The following is a 22177-nucleotide window of genomic DNA, read 5'->3' on the forward strand; positions in this document are numbered from 1 at the left end:
TTCAATTCTGTAACAATCTGGTGCAGATTTTTACAGATTTGATACCTTCAGAGTGTGGCCTAGATCAAATAAACAAGGCCTACTTGAAATTTTGTGTATAAATCTGTGATAACTGCGACCATTTGTATAAAAAAATCACCATATGGCGTGGATCTACCTCTTTAGGGATATTCCTATTCGATTAAAAATAGGCTAGCGCACAACCATAAAAAGTTGCAAAATTGTATGTTAGCCCATGTTAATTTAATCATTGTGAATATTCGATGTTAATTTTTATATCTTTAGTCTAATAAGGTTATAAATTAAGCATATTTTAATGTTTGTTGTGATAGGACACATTGACGCTAGGACATAAAGACATTTAGCTCAATCTGCCTCTGCTGAGTAATAGATTGCTATCAAACGGCTCTTTATCCTGCTATCTAGATGGTATGGTTTACCATAGATATAGGTACACTATTGACGTGTTAACCCTCCGGCCAGCTTGATCTGTTAAGCTGCAATAAACCGCTTTTATTACTTTATCCCACATCCCATGTTTCATATCTCATATACCAAAACGAGTGAGCAGAATTACTCGCTATAAATACGAGCATGTGGTGCTTGTTATTAAACCAAAATGCACCCTTAACCAAATTCATCTAGAGTGAATCGTGACAAACGTTTAGCTTTGAGGATAAATCATATAAAATTGGCCGCGAAAATAGTCGTTAATTAGGGCGTAACCCATGTTGTCAGAATCTTATACTCATCGTTTTGCTGGTGTTGGCCGTTTGTATGGTCAAGCCGCACTAACGACTTTTTCGCAAGCCCATGTTGTGGTTGTTGGTATTGGCGGTGTAGGCACATGGGTTGCCGAAGCATTAGCAAGAAGTGGGATAGGGCAGATTACGCTAATTGATTTAGATGATATTTGTGTTACCAACACCAATCGCCAAATACATGCATTAATTTCGACTATTGGCCAATCAAAAGTTGAGGTTATGGCAAAACGCATTGGCGAAATTAACCCAGAGTGTGTGGTTAATGAAGTAGAAGATTTTATTACCTTAGATAATCTTGCTGAGTATTTTAAGCCGGCCTCACAAGGTGGCAATATTGATTATGTGGTTGACTGTATTGATGCTGTAAAGCCTAAAGCAGGTTTAATCGCTTGGTGCAAGCGTAATAAAATTCCACTAGTGACCATAGGCGGTGCGGGCGGACAAACCGATCCGACTTTAATTCAAGTGACTGATTTGGCTAAAACAGTACAAGATCCATTATTGGCAAAAGTGCGCAACATATTACGCAAAGATTACAATTTCACTAAAAATATTCAGCGCCGTTTTGCTGTAGATGCGGTGTTTTCGACCCAACATCTCGTCTATCCTCAAGCTGATGGCAGTGTATGCAACACTAAAGAAAATGCAGAAGGTAGTATGCGAATGGATTGCGCCTCCGGTTTTGGTGCCATTACTATGGTGACGGGAACGTTTGCGTTTGTTGCGGTTAGTCGTGTGCTGACTAAATTAGCCGCTAAACCCGCTTAACATTGTTGTGTAAATTTGTCGGTTATCTCGGCACACTAATCACGAACATTGGCCCACCTAGTGGTGACGTAGCAACATAACAGATATTACCCTTGAGCTGAGTCACCGCGTTAAACGCTGCCGCTAGCCCTAAACCTACTCCTCCTTTGTGACGAGCTGTGGTGAAGAAGGGTTCGAAAATATGTTCGACGATGTCATTAGGAATAACCGCGCCATTATTTTGAATTTCGATTTGAATACTGTCTGGCTCAGCAACGACATTGATGTGGATTTTCGCTTGCGAAACATCCTTAAACGCATGCAAAAAGGCATTTGATACCACATTAGTGATAGCTTGGCTTAATAAACTGGCATTATTATTAAGTTGCAACTGCTTATCCAAACTGGTGGTTATTTCGACGTCTTGCGGTGAAAATATCATTAATGTTGAATCAGTAATATCGCGTAATAGATTGCTCAAATTAAAGACGGTGTTTTTCTCGTGGCTTTGTTCTGCGGCAATAGATTTAAATTGTTGGATCAAATAACTGGCACGAGTGATATTACTGACGATTAACTGACTGCTTTGTTGGTATTGCTCTAAAATCCCATTAATTTGTTCTAAAGTGGCATCATCGCTATGGATTAATTTGATTAACTCTTCTATGTGAGACAATTGCGAGCTGGCAGCCGTTAAGCAAATACCGATAGGGGTATTAATTTCATGAGCTACGCCGGAAACTAACCCACCTAGTGCCGCCATTTTTTCTTTTTCAACCAGAACTTGTTGTGTTCGTTTTAACATTTGCAATGATTGTTCAAGTTCTCTGGTTTGTTCTTTTACCTGGCGCGCGAGCTCATCTTTATAGCTGCGTTCTAATAGCAGTAAGCGATCGCGATCTTCAAGTGCGTGCTGAAGATCGATTTTTGATTGGTGCAATGCTCGATAAGAGCCTCTTATTTGCCGTTGCATGGTATTAACCGCATCGGCTACCAAACTGAATTCATCATGTTGCGGCTTACGATTAAAATCCAAAGGAGTAAAGTCGTGGTCTAAGCTAATATCATCGCAATATTGGCTTAGTTGACGAAGATGTTTGGTCACATTGAACCACACCAGAAGCAAGATAAAGCCAGTCACTAAGAAGGTTTTGATCGCGTTGGATAATAAAATCAGTATTGCTTTATCATACAAACGATCATATATGACATTTAGATCAGCTTGTACGATGAGTGTCCCAACAGGAATATGTTCATTATTGGTATAAATTAATGGGTATTGTTTCTCAATAACAGCCGTTTTCTTATATTCACCAAAGTGCCATTCTTGATTAGTGTCATCACGGATAGAAATATAGTTTATGTCAGGTAATTGACTTAAACCACGGAGCTGCGTGTCGATTAAATGTTCATCTATTACCCATATACTGGCTGCCAGCACTTCTAAATTTACCGCTTCTATATTCGAAAAAACGCGATCAATTCTACTTACATCACTTTGATAATCACTTACGAGCTGATAAGCCGTCGTCACGAGGGTAATTAAAGAACTAAAGATCACGATAGAAAGCGTCAGTTTTCGAGCTATTGGACTTCGCAGTAACTGTTTTATGGATATCAGCATAGTTTCTTCATTGTGATTTATAAATAGGGAGGATCTACCGATGAAAGTATTTATTCTACAATGTATTTCGCCAGTGTTAGTTCGGATTTCATACCTTGCTTCAAGCATAGCCTGATAGGCCATATATAGTATGAAAAAATAAATAAATATCAGCTAATCAATTATTTTTTCTGGCATATATTTTGCTTTGCCTTAGTAAGCTCAAAAATCTGACACTGCGGGTAAGCTATGATGAAAATGAAAGTAGGTTCAATAAAGTTATTGAATAGTAAGCGTTTGTTCGTAAGTTCTATGTCATGGCTTATTGTAACATGTGCTAGTTTATTGTTTGCGCCTAAAGATTTATTGGCGTTTTTATCGTTAGACCAACTCGTTAATCAATATGGTCAGTTTATTGGCTTAGGGTTGATTATGGGAGTGGCATATTTTTTAAGCCAGATTTTTGCCTTTGTCGTCGATGAGGCCATCGTATATTTACGTCAAAAACGTACCGTAGAAACTATTGACGCAAAAGTGAAACTACTGGACCCTGCTGAAAGAGCCTTGCTACGGGAGTTCTTTTTACAAGGACAAACTATTTTAACCTTGCCACAAAATGAATTAGCGGTTAAAAATTTAGTTAATACTAGCATACTTGAAATGCTTGGAAACGAGCGTCACTATGCGATTCAAGGGCCAACGGCTGAATACAAAATTTCGATGCAAGCACGTAATTATTTAAATCGTGATGTACTCCGTTTACCAGCGGGTGAACCCAGTGCAGAAGAAATGAGTTACCTGATTAAAACGCGACCACATTTTATTAATGGATTGATTCAATCACGTAAGCATGCAGTGTAATACCAATCTCATTAAATATCTGTTCAATTCAGAGTCTCTCAGGTTTTTCAATTCAAGGCGTATTGATGTAGAAATGGTTGTTCCCTTTTTAATCGATACAACACAGAAGTGGAATACCTGAGAGACTCCATTCTGGCGGGTTTCAAAGTCCTTTATGCTTCGTTAGATGTTTTCAAAATAGAATCACTATTCGCTTCAATCATCTGCCTTGCCTACAGCACTTTGAACTCCCGCTGAAAGATCACATATTTAATAGGATTGGTATAATAGCGCGGAAAATAGTGCTGTAGATGAATAAAAAAGATGGGGGCGTATAAAGCCCCCATTCTGGCATAAAAACACATCATGTGTTTTGTCGCCAATGTATCATTCACAAGGAAGTATCCATATTGGATATGAATAATAAGCAGTAAAAAACTTAACCTATTAAGAGACTCACTTAGTAGGTGCAGACTTCACAATAAACATCCACATTAGATAAGACATTATTCCAAAGGTACAAAAAATTACCATCATAGAAAGTAATCCTATTGCGTTACCAAACATTAAATCTAACCAAAATGCCATGATATTTATCCTTTAGGTTGTGAAGACGTGATCATCATAAAGTCAAAATAACGTCGTTATACTGATCTTGATCAATCTTCAGCCGTCATGATGTTAACTTAGTGTAAAATTGCCAATTAGCTCACAAAAAAACACAATCCATCTCAATAGAGGGTGATGAATGACTTTTGACCAATTGAGTGTTTTTTATAGAAAATAATAGGTAAAGGGCTTGCCATTATTAAATGCAACGGTATAATCGCCAGCACTTAATCGTGACAATGATTGTTACGAAAAGTATTGTTTGGTTAGGATTAAATTACGAGTGTTGTTTTGCAAAGATATTTGGATTTCTCAGATTACTTTGCAAAGCTAACATAGCTACTAAGTCTTTGCCTGAGTGATGAAATTGGTATACATGGGGGATTCAAAAATCACAGTGTGTACTAGCTTGGTATAAGTAAGCTGTTGAAGTAAAACGTTAATGCTAAATAATTAACATGCAAAATCCTTGCAAAGATTTGCAAAGTTTTTGAATTATAAGATTTTATGCCTCCCAACGAATATGGGTTATAAACAGGCTAAAATTACATAATTAAAGTAAGATGGAATTGGTTTGGTTTTGCAAAGATATTTAGTGTTTTAGATTTCTTTGCAAAGCTAAATGTAGCTTGAAAGCCTTTGCCTGAGTGATGAAATTGGTATACATGGGGGATTCAAAATCCCCTGCTTCGCGGCGTGTCGGTTCGAGTCCGACCTCAGGTACCATTATTTAGAGCCCTGTTCTTAATTGAACAGGGCTTTTTAATGCTTTAAATTCAAAGATAACAGATACAAATTAAGCTGCTTTGGATCAACAGCACTAAGTCTCATCTGTGAATCGGCAAGCCGTTAGATTTTTGTTTGTATCTGTATTGCCATTCCCCCAACAGAACGTATTCAAGTATCTTTGATAGACATTCTCGAATACATTTGATTAGTACAAATGACTTGATGATTAGCGGCTTTGAGGTTGAAATAGGCTTATCGTTCTTTACTGTTTCTTTAGCAAGGATATTTTGGCTGTGAGAGTTTTTATGCTGACTCAATACTATTCTTTACGCCACTTTTAACTGTTTAAAGTTCACTTGTCAGGGTGACTTCTCCTTTTCTGTCTTTAACTCAATTTGAACTATAATGATGAATCATTATAGGGTTTCTTCGCATTATCTCATTCCATTTCTGTTTAAGATAAAATGGCTTAAAAATGTGAGTTGATTCATTTATAAGCTAAATTAATATCATATAAACAAAGTTTAATATAATTGTTAATATATTTAATTTTTAATAAAGCATTATAAATCAGATTGTTATGTTTGTTCGGTGGTCTATCGGTATGACATTTTTTGTTTTTGCTCTTATACAGTATTGCGATTGCACATGTTGGGTATTAGTTTGACCTATCTTCGTCACTTTTTGACGCTTATAAGAAGGAGTTTCCATGCAAGCACAATTTAATGTTCAAATTGGTTCTTTTCGTAAAATCAATAAGATCCCGAATGCTTGGTCAAATGAAGACTACCTTCATTTGATGGCTATTATGGGCTTAGATGATGGCCTAGAAGGAATGGAGGCGACTGAACTTAGAGAAATGTGCATGATGTCTCTAAATGATTTAGAGGCCAATGAAGCAGCTAAAATCATCTTGACGCATTTATTCAGTGAATTAACTGAAGGTAAAATTGATCAGTTAAGTAATGACATGATCGGTGACAGAATGTGGGAAGAATATTCTGATTGCTTGCTCCATGAAGGTTTTTTTAGCGCTTATGCCTTATTGAGAGAAGCATTTAATGGTGTTTTTGCCGAGCCTACCGGTGTTGAGTTTATGGTTAATGTCACAGCAACTGACGCTGCAGAGTTAACTATTTTTGATGCGTCATTACATGCCTCGATGGTACGTCTTCTCGCATCTGGGTTATCTCCTGATGCACTATTGCATCGATTATATGAAGACCAAATTACCGGGACACAATTTCCAGAAGCCTTAGGGATATTGTGGAAGCTAGAATTAGTATCAAATGAAGGTTTATCTCGTCAGTTTAAGATGGTGAGTTCAGACTTCTGGTTTGGACAATTGGCGAATGTAGAGCAGTTTGAAGCTTCTGCTCATGCTGATGAATCGGATGAAGATGAATAACTAAGGTTATCTAGTTTGATATTTTTAACCAATAAAAAAACCAGCTGATAACAGCTGGTTTTTTTACATCATTTAGGCTATGCCAAATTAATGATTACTATTATGAGTGCTTACGACGACGTAATGCAGCTAATGGTAGTAATAGTGCAGTTAACCAACCCATAGAACCACCAGAAGATTGCTCTACTTCCTCGGTAACATTAATGGTTGCTGTACCTGGTGCACTTGTCAGCTCACCGTCAGATGCAGTTACTGTGAAAGTGAAGGTGTCATCACCTACTGGAGCAGTAAACAGAATTGATGGACCACCGTTGGTAAAGCTAACACTCTTACCACCAGTTTGAACCCAATTATAAGTTAAAGCATCACCATCGATGTCTTTACCGTTTGCTTTTGCTGTTACTACAAATCCACCAGCGCTATTCATTCCTGAAGGCGCAACAGTTGGAGCATCATTAACGTTATTAACAGTAATAACGACTTGTGTAGGCGTGCTCAAATTCCCTTCTTCATCAGTTGATGTATAAGAGAATGTATCCGTGCCAGTGAAGTCAGCTGTTGGTGTATAAGTAAATGCACCATCTGCTGCTAACGTCAGTTCGCCATTAGTCACTTTATCAACAAGAACAACAGTGTCTAATTTTCCAGCAGGAGACACATCGATTAAGCGTTGAGCCTTAGCCGTCATGCCATCACCCGTTACTTGAGTACGAGCTACTTTTTGGTCTGGCTTAGTATCATTATCTAATACATTACCTTCCATAGAAGTATCTTCATCAAGTGAAGGGGTGTCAGTTTGGCCGAAGCTAAACTCAGTAACCATTGCTTTATAGGCAAGTTCAACACTACCTGCAGTTGTTGATTTTACTTCAACCCAGTCATCATTAGTAACAGATGTGCCTGCACCGTTAAAGTAATGAGTTGTACCTATGCTACCACTGATGTTTTCAGCGCCAATCGTTACGTTAGCTGGCATACCAGGAATATCATAATAATTGAATGTGACTTCTTCAGTATCGCCAGTTTTTAACCACACGCTAAAGCTATACTGATCACCTGAAGGATCGCCCCAAAGTTGCGCATCATTCCATTCAACAACTAAGAATGAAGCTGTTCCAGTGCTCACGACACCAAGAGAGATTGCTCCACCACCAGTATCGCCAACTGTACCATCACTTAAATCAAAATCTGACCAGAATGGTGCAAGGATATTATTTGGATTTGAGCTATCAGGTAGTTCTTTATTAGCATAAGTGCCTGCAGTTGAACTATTACCAGGAATGACTATGCCGTTATCCGAAATAGTGATTGCTGTATAAGTTTGTCCATTGTACTTATAAGCTGGAACTGTAAATACAAATGTAGTTTCATCACAACCGTCTAAACAAGCAGGTGTTTGACTTAAGCCAAGAGCGGTAATATTAGGATATGTACCTGTGCCACTAGTCGTGACCATTTCAGGTAAATCCATTGAACCAACCCAAGTGACTACGCCAGTTTTTTCATCAACAGATAGACCATTTTGCGAGGCGCCGTTCAGGACCACAGATACATCATCTTTTGATGTAAGCTTAGTGCCTTTAGGAGTCGTAGCCGTCAGAGTTACCGTGTTTTCAAACATAGTGTTATTCACAACAGATTTTATTGTGAAAGGATCAGCAACAGAAATATCAGTGTCAGTTGTAAAAGCTGATATTAATGATGAATCACTTGACTCTTTAGCGAGTACAGCCAGTGGAAGGTGAGCATTTTGCTTTCCTTCAGTGCTGCTAATCATCACATTACCGAATATCCAATCACCATATTCACTAAATGTTGAATCAACAGTGACAGTGAAGGTTGCTGATGCACCCGCTTCAAGTTCAAGTGTTGATGGTGAAATCATTAGACCAGCAGTACCAGAACTTGCAGAAAGCGTCCAAGATGATTTTTCATCACTCTTGTTGTAAACCGTACGAGTAAAGGTACAGATACCAACACATGAGTCTGCAGCTATAGAAGGCTTATCAAATGTTAACACTGCTTTTGCTGCAGCATCTAAATCCATACGACCCGCACCCATAGCAAAAGGCGTTGCTGGTGTTGATGAGTCGTCATCTAGAATGCCATCTATTTTAGATGTAGATGTTAGTGCAGTTTTAATATCAGTTGCTGACCATGTAGGATGTAGCTGACTTAAAAGCGCTGCAGCACCTGCAACATGTGGACTAGCCATACTAGTACCAGAAATCATACTAAAGTCTTCTCCACCGTCATCTGGTGAGAAAGCCGATAAGATGTTTGTTCCTGGGGCTGCGAGATCAGGCTTAAGGATGTTCTCATTACCATTTGGACCACGAGAGCTAGATTCATTGATAGAATCTGCAAGACCACTGGCCATGATACGTTTAATGTCAGCGCCAATAGTACCTTGAGTCGCTGTATCACCCATTGAATCTAAAATTGCCATGCCGTCATCTTGGGCAATCATAACTGAAGGGAAGGTAATACCCGGCACTGACATAGTGATTGGTGCACCAACACGGTTGTTATAAACAACAACAGCAGTTGCGCCAGCAGCTTCAGCGTTAGTCACTTTATCGCTAAAGTTACAAGTACCACGTGAAATCAGTGCGATACCATCTTTAAATGAATCTGCAGCGAATGGATCACAACCTTCAAAGTTTTCGGCATCAATATTGAGTGCTGAAATAACAGTTCCTGTGATGTCCATATCAATTTCAGTATCTGAACCTGGAATCGCTAACAAATCATCACCACCAGTATTGAAGCTGTTAGCGAAGTAACGACCAGTCGTGCTGTTAGCCACAGTGATACCAGACTCGATACAACCAGGACAGCCAACTGTTTTTGCTGCATTACCATCATTACCAGCAGCACTTACTACAACAATACCAGCAGCTTCGGCAGCTTCAAACATCGTTTTGTATGGGCTACTTGAAGGATCTGAGCCAGCGCCACCACCCCATGAGTTGTTAATGACATCGGCACCATCATTAACGGCATGCTCTAATGCTTCCATGAGCATGATGTTCGAACCACTACCACCAGTACAGTCAGCTTTAGAATAAAGTGCTTTATAAGCCATTAAATATGCTGCTGGAGCAACACCTGATAATGTAACGTCAACACCTTGGAATGTTGTTTCTACCTTGTTGCCAACAGCAGTACCGGCAACGTGAGTACCATGACCACCAAATCCTAATGGGCTCATGTATTCATCTGGACAGACTTGGAATGTAGGTTGTGACCAACGTGCAACAATCAGTTTATCGTTACAGAATGAGCTATCCACCGTTGAACAGTAGTCATCTGTTGGCATCATCCCTGTAGGCGCTTCAAAACCTTCGCCTGAGAACATTGGGTTTTCAGGACGAATACCACCATCAATAATGGCAACACGGATACCTTTACCAGCGTTTTCCATGCCATCTACTGCATTCCACATAGCTTCACTGTTGATTATTTCATGTGAAGCATCCATGTTTGTTTCGTACATAGCTTCAGGATATACAGAGATAACTCCTGGAATAGCCATTATTTGTTCAACAGTTAACCCTTGGCCAACAATAGTGACACCGTTAAATAATGTTGTAAATTGACGCTCAACTTTAGCATTTGAAGCAACCTTTGAAAGGGCCTTTGTAAATGCAGCTTGCTCGGCCTGCAGATGAGACACATAGCTTTTAACTGGAGCTGATTGAATGTCTAATTTGCTATTTTTATCTTTAATCGCGGTAGAGGCATAAGTTGAAATACCACCTTGATATTTTGCAATAGCAGGTGATTCTAGTTCAATAATATAACGCTGAGGAGCTTTGACATCGTTAATTTTAACCGCAGGTTTTTTGTTATGGTCAGTAGAAAGCAGTTCAATGCCTGCATGGTTAGAGCTATATTGAGTATTTGCATAAGTAGCACTTGATATTAGTGCTGCCGAAATGGCTAGGGCTAATTTTGTCTTCACAACTTCTTCCTTGTTTTTAGACACCACTCAATTTGAGGGGGATATCGCTGTAACACGATGAATATTAAGTGATGGTGTTTATAATATTTTCAGTTTTTTGCTGCACTCTATGGCACATCAGTAGCATTTGTAGCACAAAGGTTTAACAAAAGTAACACTGTAACTTAAAAAAACGGCAATCAATTGTTAATAAGTATGTGCAGGTTTGTGATTGAAGTTGTGTTATTCACGAGTGGGAGTTGACAATTTTGGAGTTAATGCAGGGCTTGAGGGCTACTTAGCCCTCCATGGCCTAGGGCTTTACCGATCTTACGATGGGATTTTGTAGGCTGATAAGTGTTTCAGTAGACTGGATTTCATCAATAGATTGAATACGGTTAATTAGCACATGCTGCAATCCATCGATAGATTGGCACATTACCTTTACAAATACCGAGTAATTTCCGGTGGTGTAATACGCTTCTACTACTTCTTCTAATTCATTTAGCTTGGCAATAGCAGCCGGATAATCGCCTGCACTTTTTAAATTGATGCCGATAAAACAGCAAACATCATAACCGAGCGCTTTGGGATTTACGGTAATTTGCGCACCAGTAATAATGCCAGCTTGTTTCATTTTTTCAACGCGAACATGGATCGTCCCAGCACTGACGTTAAAACGTTTCGCCAGTTCCGCAAAAGGTGTTCTGGCGTCTTGCATAAGTGCGGTAAGTATATGATTGTCTAATTCATCACGTTGAAATGAGCTATCCACGGTATAAAGCCTAATAAACCATTAATTGGTCATAAATCTACGACTTTCATTGCATAATAGCTACTAAAATTAGCATGGTTATTAACAATGTTTAATTTTGTTATTGATCCGCCGTAGGGGCCATGAACGTGACGGGAGACTCAAAATGCATTACTTGTTGAGAGTAGGGGTGAGTTATCGATAATGCCGCGGCATGAAGGAGTAACCTAGGTGATAAGCTTTTTGCTAAAGCATCGGCATAAAATCCATCACCAAGGATAGGGTGGCCTAATGCCATCATATGGACTCGAAGCTGATGCGAGCGTCCAGTAATAGGAGTGAGTTTGACTAATGTTGACTTAGCACCATAGCTTACGACTTCAACTAACGTCACCGAAGGTTTTCCAACAGTGTGGTCTACTTTTTGTTTGGGTCTTTTAGGCCAATCACAAATTAGCGGTAAATCGACTTTAGTGATACTGGTTTTCATATGACCAGCCACTCGAGCAAAATAGGTTTTGGCTGTTTCTCTATCACGAAATTGACGTTTTAATTCTCGTTCAGCACTGCGTCGTAGTGCGACGACAATAACCCCTGAGGTAGCCATGTCTAATCGGTGTACAATTTGCGCATTTGGATGTTCAGCTAAAACCCGAGAATAAATACTGTCATGATAAATAGCCTCTCTTCCTGGAACCGATAGTAGTCCAGAGGGCTTGTTTGCGACCAGAATATCCTTGTCTTGATACACAATATCTAGCCAAGGAGTGGTGGGTGGGTTGTAAATGAAATCAGCCATAGTTGCTCTCGTGAGTCAATTCGCGGCAAAGATACCGCTAGGGCTTATGATGTGCAAGTATAGAATGGTATTGCTGAAAGACTAAAACGACGATTTAAGAGAATGCATTGCCGTTGACGTGCATGATGGTGAATGTCCACACTACAAACGCAAGTGGGATATGTACCAATGCATAAAAGCATTGATCAAGACGACTCATACCTTTTGCTTGCCAAATTAAAAAAAGGTGCGCACCAATGACAGTCGGAAAGAGTACTAATAATGGATAAAGTGAAAATGGGCTAGCATCGGTGAAAATGGCGTGACTCATCAACGCCCAAGCCACCATAAAAGCGGTAGTCAATGGCGGCATAGCAATGCGATATTGGTCTGGGTAAGGGAACATCCCGTGTCCTTAGAGTCATCTCTGTTGTGGTGTATTAACCTTTTATTTCTTTTTTGCTCTGGATCACTTTTCGATGAACTATCGAGTAATGGCGTAATCCAGCGGGTCCATGAGATACAATAACAGATAATAAAATAATAAAGATGACTAATTCAGAATGACACTGACTTATTTGAATAAAAAATCCTAGTAGGATGACTTTTAGTAAGGTTAACACTCCTTTGAGTTGTATTAGCCAGCGCCAATCTCTAATGATCTCCCAACTCATTAGTAATACACCGGATACGATTGCAATAAGCCAATAATTAAACCACAGAGATAACTCAAGATTAAAGATAATGCCACCACCACTGCCCACTACACCAATAATGTGCAGTGCTCTGAGTGCAGTTTTGCTTATCCGTTCAATCCAAAATCGGCGGTTTGATACTGGCAAATTCTTTTTCTGATTCATAGTGTCGTTGCTAGGTTAACATAGCAATAACATTAGCAATTTTACCCCGTTAAAACAGTGATGGGTACAGCAGTTTTTTTTATTTTCAATGTGATTATTCAATTTAATAAATGAATGCCTTAAGTAGATGTTTTTTATCATGTGTTCTAGCTTACTAGGTATCCCTTAAGAGCGTCTCTACTCTAGATTATTTGAAGTAGAGTGAAATGAGAATATGTTGATGAACAAATGAAATCGACATTCGCTATGTTTAGTTTTCGGCTGTATCAAGGCGTCACGAATGTGGCTCCAGAGAACTTGGCTAAATCCGTGTTGATATGGGCAAGAAATGGATGAGGTTTATAACGCTAAAAGGATGTTTTTTGTGGGCGTTACAAGCAAACTATACTGCAGAGTGATTATTGTTGTCGTTGCTATTAACAAGGGAGAGTCTGGATCACAATTTCATCTTTATCCCGTGTGATATTGACGACAATAACTGTTAATTCACATACAATTAGCCTCTGTTTTGAGCGTGACTATTGCATTCAATAGTAGTAAACGATCGCGATAGCGCCATTAACGCATTTGGAGCCTTATGAGAATTGGATTTTTTAGCGCAAAGCCTTACGACATTCGCCATTTCAATAGTATTAACGAAACCTTTAAGGTTGATATTGAATTCTTTGATTACCGACTTTGCATGCAAAACGTAAAATTAGCAGAAGGCTATGAAGTCGTGTGCGCGTTCGTCAACGACTCTTTATGTGAAGAAGTGTTAGTTGAGTTGGAAAAAGGCGGTACAAAAATAATCGCCATGCGTTGTGCTGGCTTTAATAATGTCGATCTGATTGCTGCCGAGCGATTAGGGATGAGAGTCGTTAACGTACCAGCATATTCACCTGAGTCAGTCGCCGAGCATTCAGTGGCCTTAATGTTGACCTTAAATCGTAAAATTCATAAAGCTTATCAACGCACTCGTGATGCCAATTTTGCGTTGTCGGGTTTAGTCGGATTTAACATGTTTGGCAAAACCGTTGGGGTGATTGGTACAGGTAAAATTGGTTTGGCCACCATTAAAATTTTATTAGGTTTTGGCTGTAAAGTGATCGCCCACGATCCTTATCCAAACCAAGCGGTAATTGATCTTGGCGTCGAATATGTCTCATTAGAAAGCCTGTATCCTCAATGCGATATCATTAGTTTGCATTGTCCGTTGACCAAAGATAACCATCATTTACTCAACAAGGTCAGTTTTAGCCAAATGAAGCAAGGTGTGATGGTGATTAACACCAGCCGCGGCGGACTATTAGACGCTTTTGATGCGATGGAAGCGTTAAAAGATGGCCAAATTGGCTCGTTAGGGCTTGATGTATATGAAAATGAAAAAGGATTATTTTTCGAAGATAAATCAAATGAGATTATTCAAGATGATATCTTCCGTCGTTTGTCTGCTTGTCATAATGTGATTTTTACCGGTCACCAAGCCTTTTTAACTGAAGAGGCATTAAATGCGATAGCCTCAACAACATTAACGAATGTGACTCAGTTGACCACAGGGCAAACCTGTAATAATGAGCTATTTTAATTCGTACGGGTTAACCGGAATATTTACGAGTACATAGACTATAATCACACTCTGCCCAGCTTGATAAATCTTAGGCGTAGTGCAAAATAAATGGAACATTATGATTACAACAACTGAAATTCACGACATTAAAACGGCTACGGGCTTAATGCGTACCACGCTTTATCGTCCAGACACTAAAGGCCAATTTGCGACCATTATTTTCTACTCAGAAATATTTCAGCAAACCGCGCCTATTGCTCGCTCAGCGGCAATCTTAGCCGGTCATGGTTTTGTTGTATTAGTACCAGAAGTGTTTCATGAGCTAAATCCTATCGGAACCGTGTTGGCTTATGATGAAGTCGGTAAAGATAAAGGTAATGCAGACAAGTGGGCCAAGCCTTTGGAACATCATGACAGTGACACTTGTGCGTTAGTTGACTTTGCACGGGCACAGTCATTTTGCAGTGATAAAGTCGGCGCTATGGGTGTTTGTATCGGTGGTCACTTAGCTTACCGCACCGCACTTAATCCAGACATCAGCGGTGCTTTTTGTTTATATCCAACCGACATTCATTCAAACACATTACCTTGCCAAGAAGGCAATGATTCATTAACCCGTACTGGTGATATAAAAGGCGAGTTAGTGATGGTGTTTGGTAAGCAAGATCCGCATGTTAGTAAAGAAGGGCGAAAGCTTATTTACCAAAAGCTTGAACAGGTAAATGCAAACTTTACTTGGCAAGAGGTCAATGCACAGCATGCCTTTATGCGTGATGAAGGCGAGCGTTACGATGCTGCTTTGGCTTTGCAAATGTACCTACAAGCGGTGGCATTTTTTCATCGAGTATTAAACTAGTCTTATTGCATGTCTGCGTTGAGCTTAAGTACACATATACCCAAGCCACTCCAACATGCTCGCTTCAGAGCTCCCGTAGGATAACGGAACAAGGCAGTGATTGAACAGAATGGTGATGCTCTGTTTAAGATCACTATTTCTAGGTTCTAGGTCGCTTCGCGGCTAGATCCTATAAAATCTATAGCAAGAGCCTAGATCGCTGCGCTGCTAGGACGCTTCGCGGCTAGATGCGATAAAATCTTATAGCAAGAGCCTAGATCGCTGCGCTGCTAGGACGCTTCGCGGCTAGATCCTATAAAATCTTAGCAGCGAAGCGGTCCCATCCCTGAGCGCAGCGTTCGCTTGTTATCTCTTGCTATCGTGTCTGAAACAGCCCGTAGGCGCGCTATTCCTAGACCCTTGAACTCTGTCACTTCTGGGCATGCACAATCTTGTATTTCGAGGTCGTTTGGGTATAAACCATCAAGTGGCTGCCTGGGGTTTACTTTAACCACCGCGCTCGGTTTGCATTAATCTTCGCTTTAGTTTTGTTGCTTGTTGAAAGCGCGCTTGATGTTCGTGGTTCGGGTAATTTAATCACCGCTTTTTGTAGCATTAAGCTATTAGGGTAAGTCATTACATCGCCGATATCTCGTTTGATCAATACGTGAAACAAACTGATTTCAACAATAATGCCACTCATATCTTCTTCTTTATCAACAATTTTTATTCGATCGCCAATACGATACGGAAATGCAAAAAAGATTAATACACCAGCAGTGATGTTGCTCAATATCGACCATTGAGCAAATAGCGCCACGCCTAATACCGCAAAGGCTGAAGACACAAATAGCGACACCTCTTGATAGCCTAACCCTAATGACACCGCCATGACGGATATCGTCACAAAAAACAACAAATAAGAAATCAAACGGGTAATTAAACGGCTACGTACTTCACTGACTTGTTTCTTTTCAGCTTGCAAATGGATCCATTTATTAACCTGACGTTGGGCAAAAAAGAACACCGCCAAATAAATAAAGATCATCAATAAATGGTTAAACATGTCAATTCCCTATCTCGTAATGATAATAAAACATTGTGTTACATACGCTATTTGACGCGAACTTCGGCCAGCATTCTGGGGTATAATAGAGTTTTAAAGTAGAAAAATCTTGCTGTCGTATATTAAGCAAGACTCCTCACTGAGTGAAGTATGTCCGATTATAAAGTATTGCACGTCGACGGTGATAGATTTGGTGATTTTTGTGTACTCGACGATGGCGATTATCGGGTTTTATCATTTGGTGATAATGATGAACAAAGTAAAATGGATAAGAGCCAACCACATGTACCGCAACATACCTATGTTCAAGCCATGTTGGCTGTGTTGTTATTTTCGCAACCGAAAAGTGTCATTATTTTAGGCTTAGGAGGCGGGGCATTAGTGCATTCTCTGAGGCATTTTGATGCGGCAATTAAGATTACCGCCGTTGAATTGCGCCAACAAGTTATTGAAGTCGCTAAGCGCTTTTTTCAATTACCCTTGAGTAAAAAGCTCACTGTATTACATCAAGATGCGTATGAGTTTTTAGCCCAAGCAGAGCACAAAAAAGTGGATGTCATTTTTGCCGATATCTACAGTGACAAAGGCGTAGATAAACAACAACTGTCTACTCAATTTATTGAACAAACAAAACAGCTGCTCAAAACCGATGGTTTTTTAGTGTTAAATTGCTGGAAAGAACACAGCCGTGATTTACAGTTACGTGACACACTTCATGCACATTTTAACCAAGTCTTTGCATGTTTAACTGGCGGCGGAAATTGGGTGGTGTTTGCCACTAATAAAGCGAATTGTTTTTCTGCTGCTAATAATAAGCAGGAGCTCCAAACGCTTTCACAAAAACTTGAAATTAATGTCAGTCGCGTACTGACAAGATTTGGTCCTTGGGAATAATTCCCGCCTGTAAGTATCATTAAGCGAATACCGACCTATGTCGGTATTTGTTTTTTACGCTCTAGGATTTATCTAACCAGATAGTTCAATATGAAAAACCGATTAAGGTGATAGTTTTTATCCGTTATACTTAATTAGTGTCGATCGCTATTATGACTACATCAGATGACGAGCACAGTTTGTTTGCCATCACCGAAACCATATTGGTATCGGGTTTAATGTAAATCTAAATGGAGCATGACATGACACAATCTATCATCAATAGCACTATCAAACCTTTCAAAGCAACTGCATTCCACAATGGTGCTTTCGTTGAAGTTACCGAGCAAGATTTATTAGGCAAGTGGGCAGTAGTATTTTTCTACCCAGCTGACTTTACTTTTGTATGTCCAACTGAATTGGGCGACATGGCTGACCATTATGAAAAGTTACAAGCAATGGGCGTTGAAGTTTACTCAGTATCAACTGACACTCACTTTACCCACAAAGCTTGGCATTCAAGTTCAGACACAATCGGCAAAATTACTTACCCAATGATTGGTGACCCAACTGGTGTTATCACTCGCAACTTTGGTGTAATGATTGAAGAAGATGGTTTAGCACTTCGTGGTAGTTTCGTTATCAACCCTGAAGGCCAAGTTAAAGTCGCTGAAATTCATGACCTAGGTATTGGCCGTAGCGCTTCTGAACTAGTTCGTAAAATTCAAGCTGCACAATATGTTGCAACTCACGATGGCGAAGTATGTCCAGCTAAATGGCAGCCAGGTGAAGAAACATTGGCTCCTTCAATTGACCTAGTGGGTAAAATCTAACCACTAAGTTTACCCTTAGGTTAGTAATATCATCTCCAGCTAGTCGGTGTTCCCCCCGACACTGACTAGCACTTTTAAAATTATCGATTATTACCCATTTTTTAGGAGTTGTTATGTTAGATGCGAATGTAAAAAATCAACTGAAAACCTATCTGCAAAACCTCAAGCGCCCAGTTGAACTTGTCGTATCTGCAGATGACTCAAACAAAGGCAAAGAATTAACCAGCCTAGCCCAAGACATTATTGACTCATCAGACTTAGTTTCAGTCACATATCAACAAGGTCAGCGTACACCAAGTATGAGTGTGATCAACCCACAAGCTGCAACCAACATTACCTTTGCTGGATTGCCAATGGGTCATGAATTTACCTCACTGGTGTTAGCGCTATTACACAGCGGCGGACATCCGATTAAGTTGGATGCGGACATCATTGAACAAATCCGCCAATTGCCTGGTGAATTCCATTTTGAAACCTATATTTCGTTAAGTTGCCAAACCTGTCCTGAAGTGATCCAAGCACTGAATATGATGGCGGCAATTAACCCAAATATTACTAACGTGATGATTGACGGTGCGCTTTTCCAACAGGAAGTGAGCGATCGCAATATCATGTCAGTGCCATCAGTATTTTTAAACGGCGAAGCCTTCTCTGTAGGTGCTATTAGCGTTGTTGAAGTACTGAATAAGTTAGATAAAAATGCTGCAGGCAGACAAGCTGAGCAGTTAAACCAAAAATCAGTTTTTGATATGTTAGTGATTGGTGGCGGTCCAGCAGGTGCTGCAGCGGCAATTTATTCTGCTCGTAAAGGGTTAAACACCGGTATCGTAGCGGAGAAATTTGGCGGCCAAGTTGCCGAAACCGTAGGTATTGAGAATTTTATTTCAGTGTCTAAAACCGAAGGGCCTAAACTAGTTGCTAACCTTGAAGCCCACGTTAAGGATTATGACGTCGACATTATGCAAAACCAACGAGCGTTGAGTCTAGCTAAAAATGGCCTACTTGATGTGACCTTAGAAAGTGGTGCAACGCTGCGTAGTAAAACGATAATTTTGGCAACGGGTGCACGTTGGAGAGAAATGAACGTTCCTGGTGAACAAGAGTACCGTAATAAAGGCGTAGCGTATTGCCCACACTGTGACGGCCCATTATTTAAAGGTAAGCGTGTTGCGGTTATTGGTGGCGGTAACTCTGGTATTGAAGCGGCTATCGATTTAGCCAATATCGTTGAACACGTCACCGTACTTGAGTTTGACAGTAAGTTACGTGCCGATGAAGTGCTGCAGCGTAAAGCTAAATCAATGGGTAACATCACCATTATTACCCAAGCGATGACCACTGAAGTTAAAGGTGATGGTACCCGTGTAACCAGTTTGATCTACACCGATCGTGCAACAGGTGAAAGCAATACCGTTGTCTTAGCCGGTATCTTTGTCCAAATTGGTTTAGTTCCTAATACTGAATGGCTAAAAGGTGTGGTTGATATGACCCCTCGCGGCGAAATTATAGTCGATGAGCGTGGCCAAACATCTATCCCTGGTGTATTCGCCGCAGGTGATGTAACCAATACCCCGTTTAAGCAAATCATTATTGCTATGGGCAGCGGCGCAACAGCATCACTGGGTGCATTTGATTATCTCATCAGACATTCAGAAGAAGAGGATGTAAAAGCTGCATAGCAGATTGTAAGATTTGTTATATGTGGTTTTATATCAACCACCGAATAAAAATAGCCTGCATTTTGCAGGCTATTTTTTTGTATTTTCATTTACAATCTTACATTGTATGGATTGGTTGTTTATCAATAACTGATAAAGAAATTGATATATTAGAAAATTTTCAAGTATATTGAACTTAGGTCGATAGCCTTTACGTACACCTTTACGTAAATATAAAAATAGATAGTCATTTACACATGAGCTTTATCTCGTTAGATAGTATTTTTATAACAATAAAATACTATCAGCTGTAGTGAATTGACTAAGGGTTGATGTTAAACGGTATCCGTCGCAACACAATAATAGCCTCAAGGATTGAGACTCGGTATCACGGTTCTCAATAGCAATATCTCTGTAGTTGTATTGATAAGCTCTACATTTGTTTTATCTTCATTTGATTATCGCTTGGGGGCGGAATATGAATTGGTTTAGTAACATGTCAATCTTCAAAAAGGTTGGATTGATTTTTGTTTTATCGGTTATTATTTTTGCCGTTAACCTTGGTATTAGCACCGTTGCGATTAATAAAAATCGCGACACCTTGTCTTTCATGGAAACCAAGGTGGCAAACCGGGTTGAACTTGCAAACCAAAACGTCATTTATGTACAACGCTTAGATGAGTTATATACCCAAGCGGTATCGTTTGCAGATGAAGATTTGCTCGAAAACGCCAATAAAACGTTTGTTTCACTTAACGAGAATTTAACCGACTTATCAACTACCGATAAGCAAGAGACTGCCGCTTTATCGCAATTATCTAACAGCCTCAATGAATACAATACCATGACACTGTCATTGGCAAGAGGCATGCTTGATGGCACGATCGATATGGCAGATGTGGGACAAATCAGTCAGAAAAAAGCTAAAATTTTCGATAAACTGACCAACGGAATTACTGTTTATAAAGCCGACAAAGTGGATGAGTTTAGCTCTACCATTAAAGAGGCTGGCGACCGTTCAGAACAAAGTTTATATCTTTCATTTAGTATCGGTATCGCATTATTGGTGTTTATGGCGCTTGCTACTATTTCGATTGCTCGTTCCATCAGTGGTTCTGCTGGTGATGTGGCAAGTTCATTGGGTGAGTTAGCAGATGGTAAAGGTAACTTGCGTCATCAATTGACGGTTGCAGGTACTGATGAACTAGGACAAGTATCAAGCAATTTTAACCGTTTTTTACGTTTATTGGCGGACTCTATACAACAAGTCGTCAGTGTTACCAGTCCATTATTAGACAGTGCGTCATCGTTAAAAGAACGTATGGCTGTTGCGACTAAGGCAACCAAGCAACAAAGCCACGATGCTAAAGCCGTGCATATGTCGATGGAAGAAATGCGCCACTCGGTGAATGACATTTCACACAGTGCACAGCAAGCGGCAGAAGCGGCACAAGTTGCTGAGCGAGAAGCGACAGAGGGCTTAGCTGTAGTACAACGTACAGTGAGAATTTCTCAAGAACTCAACTCAGGTATTGAGTTGGCATCGAACTCAATTCATGAGTTAGCTAAAGACACCGAAAGTGTCGGCTCAATTTTGAACGTGATTACCTCTATTGCAGATCAAACAAACTTATTGGCGTTAAATGCCGCCATTGAAGCCGCTAGAGCGGGTGAGCATGGACGTGGTTTTGCTGTTGTTGCTGATGAAGTTCGCGCACTGGCGTCTAAAACGGCAGACGCGACTAAAGAAATCCGTGGCGTATTAGAAAAGCTTAAAATCGCAGCTGAATCATCGGTGAGCACTATGGATGTGGCGATTACTAAGTCATCAGAAAACGAGCGTTATGCTAAAGACACCGGTGAAGTCTTAAGCTCAATTCAATCTAAAATTGTCAGTATTAATAGTATGAATACTCATATTGCTTCAGCGACTGAACAACAATCTTTGGTAGCTGCACATGTGGCGAATAATGTGATTGAAATGAATGCATCATTTGAACAAACACTGGGGATTCTTGCCGAAGTGCAGGGCATTTCAGAAGGGTTAGACGGTTTTGCTAATGAGCTTAACCACGCGACCTCACAGTTTAAATTGTAATATTGCTGACAATTCAGATCCAAATGTGAGTGGTACACGATAAAAAAACGCACAGAGAAATCTGTGCGTTTTTTATTTTATCCAGCACCAAAAAGCCTTCTGCTCCGCAGTGTTTATCCTCTCTGCCTGACGACATATGTTGCACATAAACAGTTTCTGGCTGTTTGCTGCATTGTTAGCCGCCATTTTTGAATTATTTAGCGTATTATAAAGCCAATTTTTGTGGG

General features: G+C 39.9%; 17 protein-coding genes, 1 tRNA gene and 1 pseudogene. 10 read left to right on the forward strand and 9 right to left on the reverse strand.

Annotation, left to right across the window (positions count from 1 at the left end; all coding sequences use genetic code 11):
- Positions 1-728: 728 nt before the first annotated feature.
- Complete coding sequence (gene tcdA, locus GUY17_RS02770) at positions 729-1532, forward strand: tRNA cyclic N6-threonylcarbamoyladenosine(37) synthase TcdA (protein ID WP_174839622.1); 804 nt, start codon at positions 729-731, stop codon at positions 1530-1532.
- Between the two features lie 22 nt (positions 1533-1554).
- Here tcdA and GUY17_RS02775 read toward each other — a convergent pair whose 3' ends face one another.
- Positions 1555-3135 carry an ATP-binding protein gene (locus GUY17_RS02775; protein WP_162022238.1) on the reverse strand — a complete coding sequence of 527 codons (1581 nt, stop codon included), beginning with the start codon at positions 3133-3135 and terminating at the stop codon, positions 1555-1557.
- Positions 3136-3363: 228 nt separating this feature from the next.
- Between GUY17_RS02775 and GUY17_RS02780 the strand changes: the two genes are divergently transcribed.
- Positions 3364-3975 carry a superinfection exclusion B family protein gene (locus GUY17_RS02780; RefSeq protein ID WP_101086225.1) on the forward strand — a complete coding sequence of 204 codons (612 nt, stop codon included), beginning with the start codon at positions 3364-3366 and terminating at the stop codon, positions 3973-3975.
- 435 nt (positions 3976-4410) lie between these two features.
- Here the strand turns inward: GUY17_RS02780 and GUY17_RS02785 are convergent, their stop codons facing one another.
- Entirely contained in the window at positions 4411-4542 is a 132-nt protein-coding gene (locus GUY17_RS02785) for a DUF3149 domain-containing protein (RefSeq protein WP_101086224.1), read from the reverse strand.
- A 662-nt stretch (positions 4543-5204) separates the two neighbouring features.
- Between GUY17_RS02785 and GUY17_RS02790 the strand changes: the two genes are divergently transcribed.
- Positions 5205-5289, forward strand: a tRNA-Leu gene (locus GUY17_RS02790).
- 171 nt (positions 5290-5460) lie between these two features.
- Here GUY17_RS02790 and GUY17_RS21320 read toward each other — a convergent pair.
- A pseudogene (locus GUY17_RS21320) lies at positions 5461-5538 on the reverse strand (YegP family protein); the annotation flags it as partial.
- A gap of 463 nt (positions 5539-6001) precedes the next feature.
- Between GUY17_RS21320 and GUY17_RS02800 the strand changes: the two are divergent.
- The gene (locus GUY17_RS02800; protein ID WP_162022239.1) at positions 6002-6700 is read left to right on the forward strand and encodes a hypothetical protein; all 699 of its coding nucleotides are present in this window, start codon (positions 6002-6004) and stop codon (positions 6698-6700) included.
- A 100-nt stretch (positions 6701-6800) separates the two neighbouring features.
- Here GUY17_RS02800 and GUY17_RS02805 read toward each other — a convergent pair whose 3' ends face one another.
- From GUY17_RS02805 to GUY17_RS02825, 5 genes are all read right to left on the reverse strand, one after another.
- Positions 6801-10667: a S8 family serine peptidase gene (locus tag GUY17_RS02805; protein WP_162022240.1), complete on the reverse strand. Its 3867-nt coding sequence runs from the start codon at positions 10665-10667 to the stop codon at positions 6801-6803.
- Between the two features lie 292 nt (positions 10668-10959).
- The gene (gene asnC, locus GUY17_RS02810; RefSeq protein ID WP_011636002.1) at positions 10960-11421 is read right to left on the reverse strand and encodes a transcriptional regulator AsnC; all 462 of its coding nucleotides are present in this window, start codon (positions 11419-11421) and stop codon (positions 10960-10962) included.
- A 100-nt stretch (positions 11422-11521) separates the two neighbouring features.
- On the reverse strand, positions 11522-12199 hold the full coding sequence (rluA, locus tag GUY17_RS02815) for a bifunctional tRNA pseudouridine(32) synthase/23S rRNA pseudouridine(746) synthase RluA (protein ID WP_162022241.1): 678 nt from the start codon (positions 12197-12199) through the stop codon (positions 11522-11524).
- Between the two features lie 94 nt (positions 12200-12293).
- Positions 12294-12584 carry a hypothetical protein gene (locus tag GUY17_RS02820; RefSeq protein WP_101086220.1) on the reverse strand — a complete coding sequence of 97 codons (291 nt, stop codon included), beginning with the start codon at positions 12582-12584 and terminating at the stop codon, positions 12294-12296.
- Between the two features lie 34 nt (positions 12585-12618).
- On the reverse strand, positions 12619-13038 hold the full coding sequence (locus GUY17_RS02825) for a hypothetical protein (RefSeq protein WP_101086219.1): 420 nt from the start codon (positions 13036-13038) through the stop codon (positions 12619-12621).
- 577 nt (positions 13039-13615) lie between these two features.
- On the opposite strand from GUY17_RS02825, the gene GUY17_RS02830 reads away from it, so the two are divergent.
- Together GUY17_RS02830 and GUY17_RS02835 are read left to right on the forward strand one after the other, a co-directional pair.
- Complete coding sequence (locus tag GUY17_RS02830) at positions 13616-14605, forward strand: 2-hydroxyacid dehydrogenase (RefSeq protein WP_101086218.1); 990 nt, start codon at positions 13616-13618, stop codon at positions 14603-14605.
- Positions 14606-14705: 100 nt separating this feature from the next.
- On the forward strand, positions 14706-15443 hold the full coding sequence (locus GUY17_RS02835; RefSeq protein ID WP_162022242.1) for a dienelactone hydrolase family protein: 738 nt from the start codon (positions 14706-14708) through the stop codon (positions 15441-15443).
- A 481-nt stretch (positions 15444-15924) separates the two neighbouring features.
- Here GUY17_RS02835 and GUY17_RS02840 read toward each other — a convergent pair whose 3' ends face one another.
- A complete protein-coding gene (locus tag GUY17_RS02840; protein WP_101086216.1) occupies positions 15925-16488 on the reverse strand; it encodes a mechanosensitive ion channel domain-containing protein in 564 nt (187 codons plus the stop codon).
- A gap of 150 nt (positions 16489-16638) precedes the next feature.
- Here GUY17_RS02840 and GUY17_RS02845 point away from each other — a divergent pair, with 150 nt between their 5' ends.
- From GUY17_RS02845 to GUY17_RS02860, 4 genes are all read left to right on the forward strand, one after another.
- Positions 16639-17382 (forward strand): spermidine synthase, encoded by a 744-nt coding sequence (locus tag GUY17_RS02845; RefSeq protein WP_101086215.1) that lies wholly within the window; start codon positions 16639-16641, stop codon positions 17380-17382.
- A gap of 242 nt (positions 17383-17624) precedes the next feature.
- Complete coding sequence (gene ahpC / locus GUY17_RS02850; RefSeq protein WP_101086214.1) at positions 17625-18194, forward strand: alkyl hydroperoxide reductase subunit C; 570 nt, start codon at positions 17625-17627, stop codon at positions 18192-18194.
- A gap of 113 nt (positions 18195-18307) precedes the next feature.
- Positions 18308-19873 carry an alkyl hydroperoxide reductase subunit F gene (ahpF, locus tag GUY17_RS02855; RefSeq protein ID WP_162022243.1) on the forward strand — a complete coding sequence of 522 codons (1566 nt, stop codon included), beginning with the start codon at positions 18308-18310 and terminating at the stop codon, positions 19871-19873.
- A 475-nt stretch (positions 19874-20348) separates the two neighbouring features.
- Positions 20349-21950, forward strand: a complete 1602-nt coding sequence (locus GUY17_RS02860; RefSeq protein ID WP_243756247.1) for a methyl-accepting chemotaxis protein — start codon at positions 20349-20351, stop codon at positions 21948-21950.
- Positions 21951-22177 lie beyond the last annotated feature (227 nt).

This window comes from Shewanella sp. Arc9-LZ (assembly GCF_010092445.1).
Classification (GTDB): domain Bacteria; phylum Pseudomonadota; class Gammaproteobacteria; order Enterobacterales; family Shewanellaceae; genus Shewanella.

Coding starts and splice junctions, on each gene's coding strand:
- GUY17_RS02785 (WP_101086224.1), bottom strand. CDS start 4,542: ATGGCATTTTGGTTAGATTTAATGTTTGGTAACGCAATAGGATTACTT.
- GUY17_RS02825 (WP_101086219.1), bottom strand. CDS start 13,038: ATGAATCAGAAAAAGAATTTGCCAGTATCAAACCGCCGATTTTGGATT.
- GUY17_RS02820 (WP_101086220.1), bottom strand. CDS start 12,584: ATGTTCCCTTACCCAGACCAATATCGCATTGCTATGCCGCCATTGACT.
- GUY17_RS02840 (WP_101086216.1), bottom strand. CDS start 16,488: ATGTTTAACCATTTATTGATGATCTTTATTTATTTGGCGGTGTTCTTT.
- GUY17_RS02835 (WP_162022242.1), top strand. CDS start 14,706: ATGATTACAACAACTGAAATTCACGACATTAAAACGGCTACGGGCTTA.
- GUY17_RS02780 (WP_101086225.1), top strand. CDS start 3,364: ATGATGAAAATGAAAGTAGGTTCAATAAAGTTATTGAATAGTAAGCGT.
- tcdA (WP_174839622.1), top strand. CDS start 729: ATGTTGTCAGAATCTTATACTCATCGTTTTGCTGGTGTTGGCCGTTTG.
- ahpF (WP_162022243.1), top strand. CDS start 18,308: ATGTTAGATGCGAATGTAAAAAATCAACTGAAAACCTATCTGCAAAAC.
- GUY17_RS02775 (WP_162022238.1), bottom strand. CDS start 3,135: ATGCTGATATCCATAAAACAGTTACTGCGAAGTCCAATAGCTCGAAAA.
- ahpC (WP_101086214.1), top strand. CDS start 17,625: ATGACACAATCTATCATCAATAGCACTATCAAACCTTTCAAAGCAACT.
- GUY17_RS02845 (WP_101086215.1), top strand. CDS start 16,639: ATGTCCGATTATAAAGTATTGCACGTCGACGGTGATAGATTTGGTGAT.
- GUY17_RS02830 (WP_101086218.1), top strand. CDS start 13,616: ATGAGAATTGGATTTTTTAGCGCAAAGCCTTACGACATTCGCCATTTC.
- rluA (WP_162022241.1), bottom strand. CDS start 12,199: ATGGCTGATTTCATTTACAACCCACCCACCACTCCTTGGCTAGATATT.
- GUY17_RS02860 (WP_243756247.1), top strand. CDS start 20,349: ATGTCAATCTTCAAAAAGGTTGGATTGATTTTTGTTTTATCGGTTATT.
- GUY17_RS02800 (WP_162022239.1), top strand. CDS start 6,002: ATGCAAGCACAATTTAATGTTCAAATTGGTTCTTTTCGTAAAATCAAT.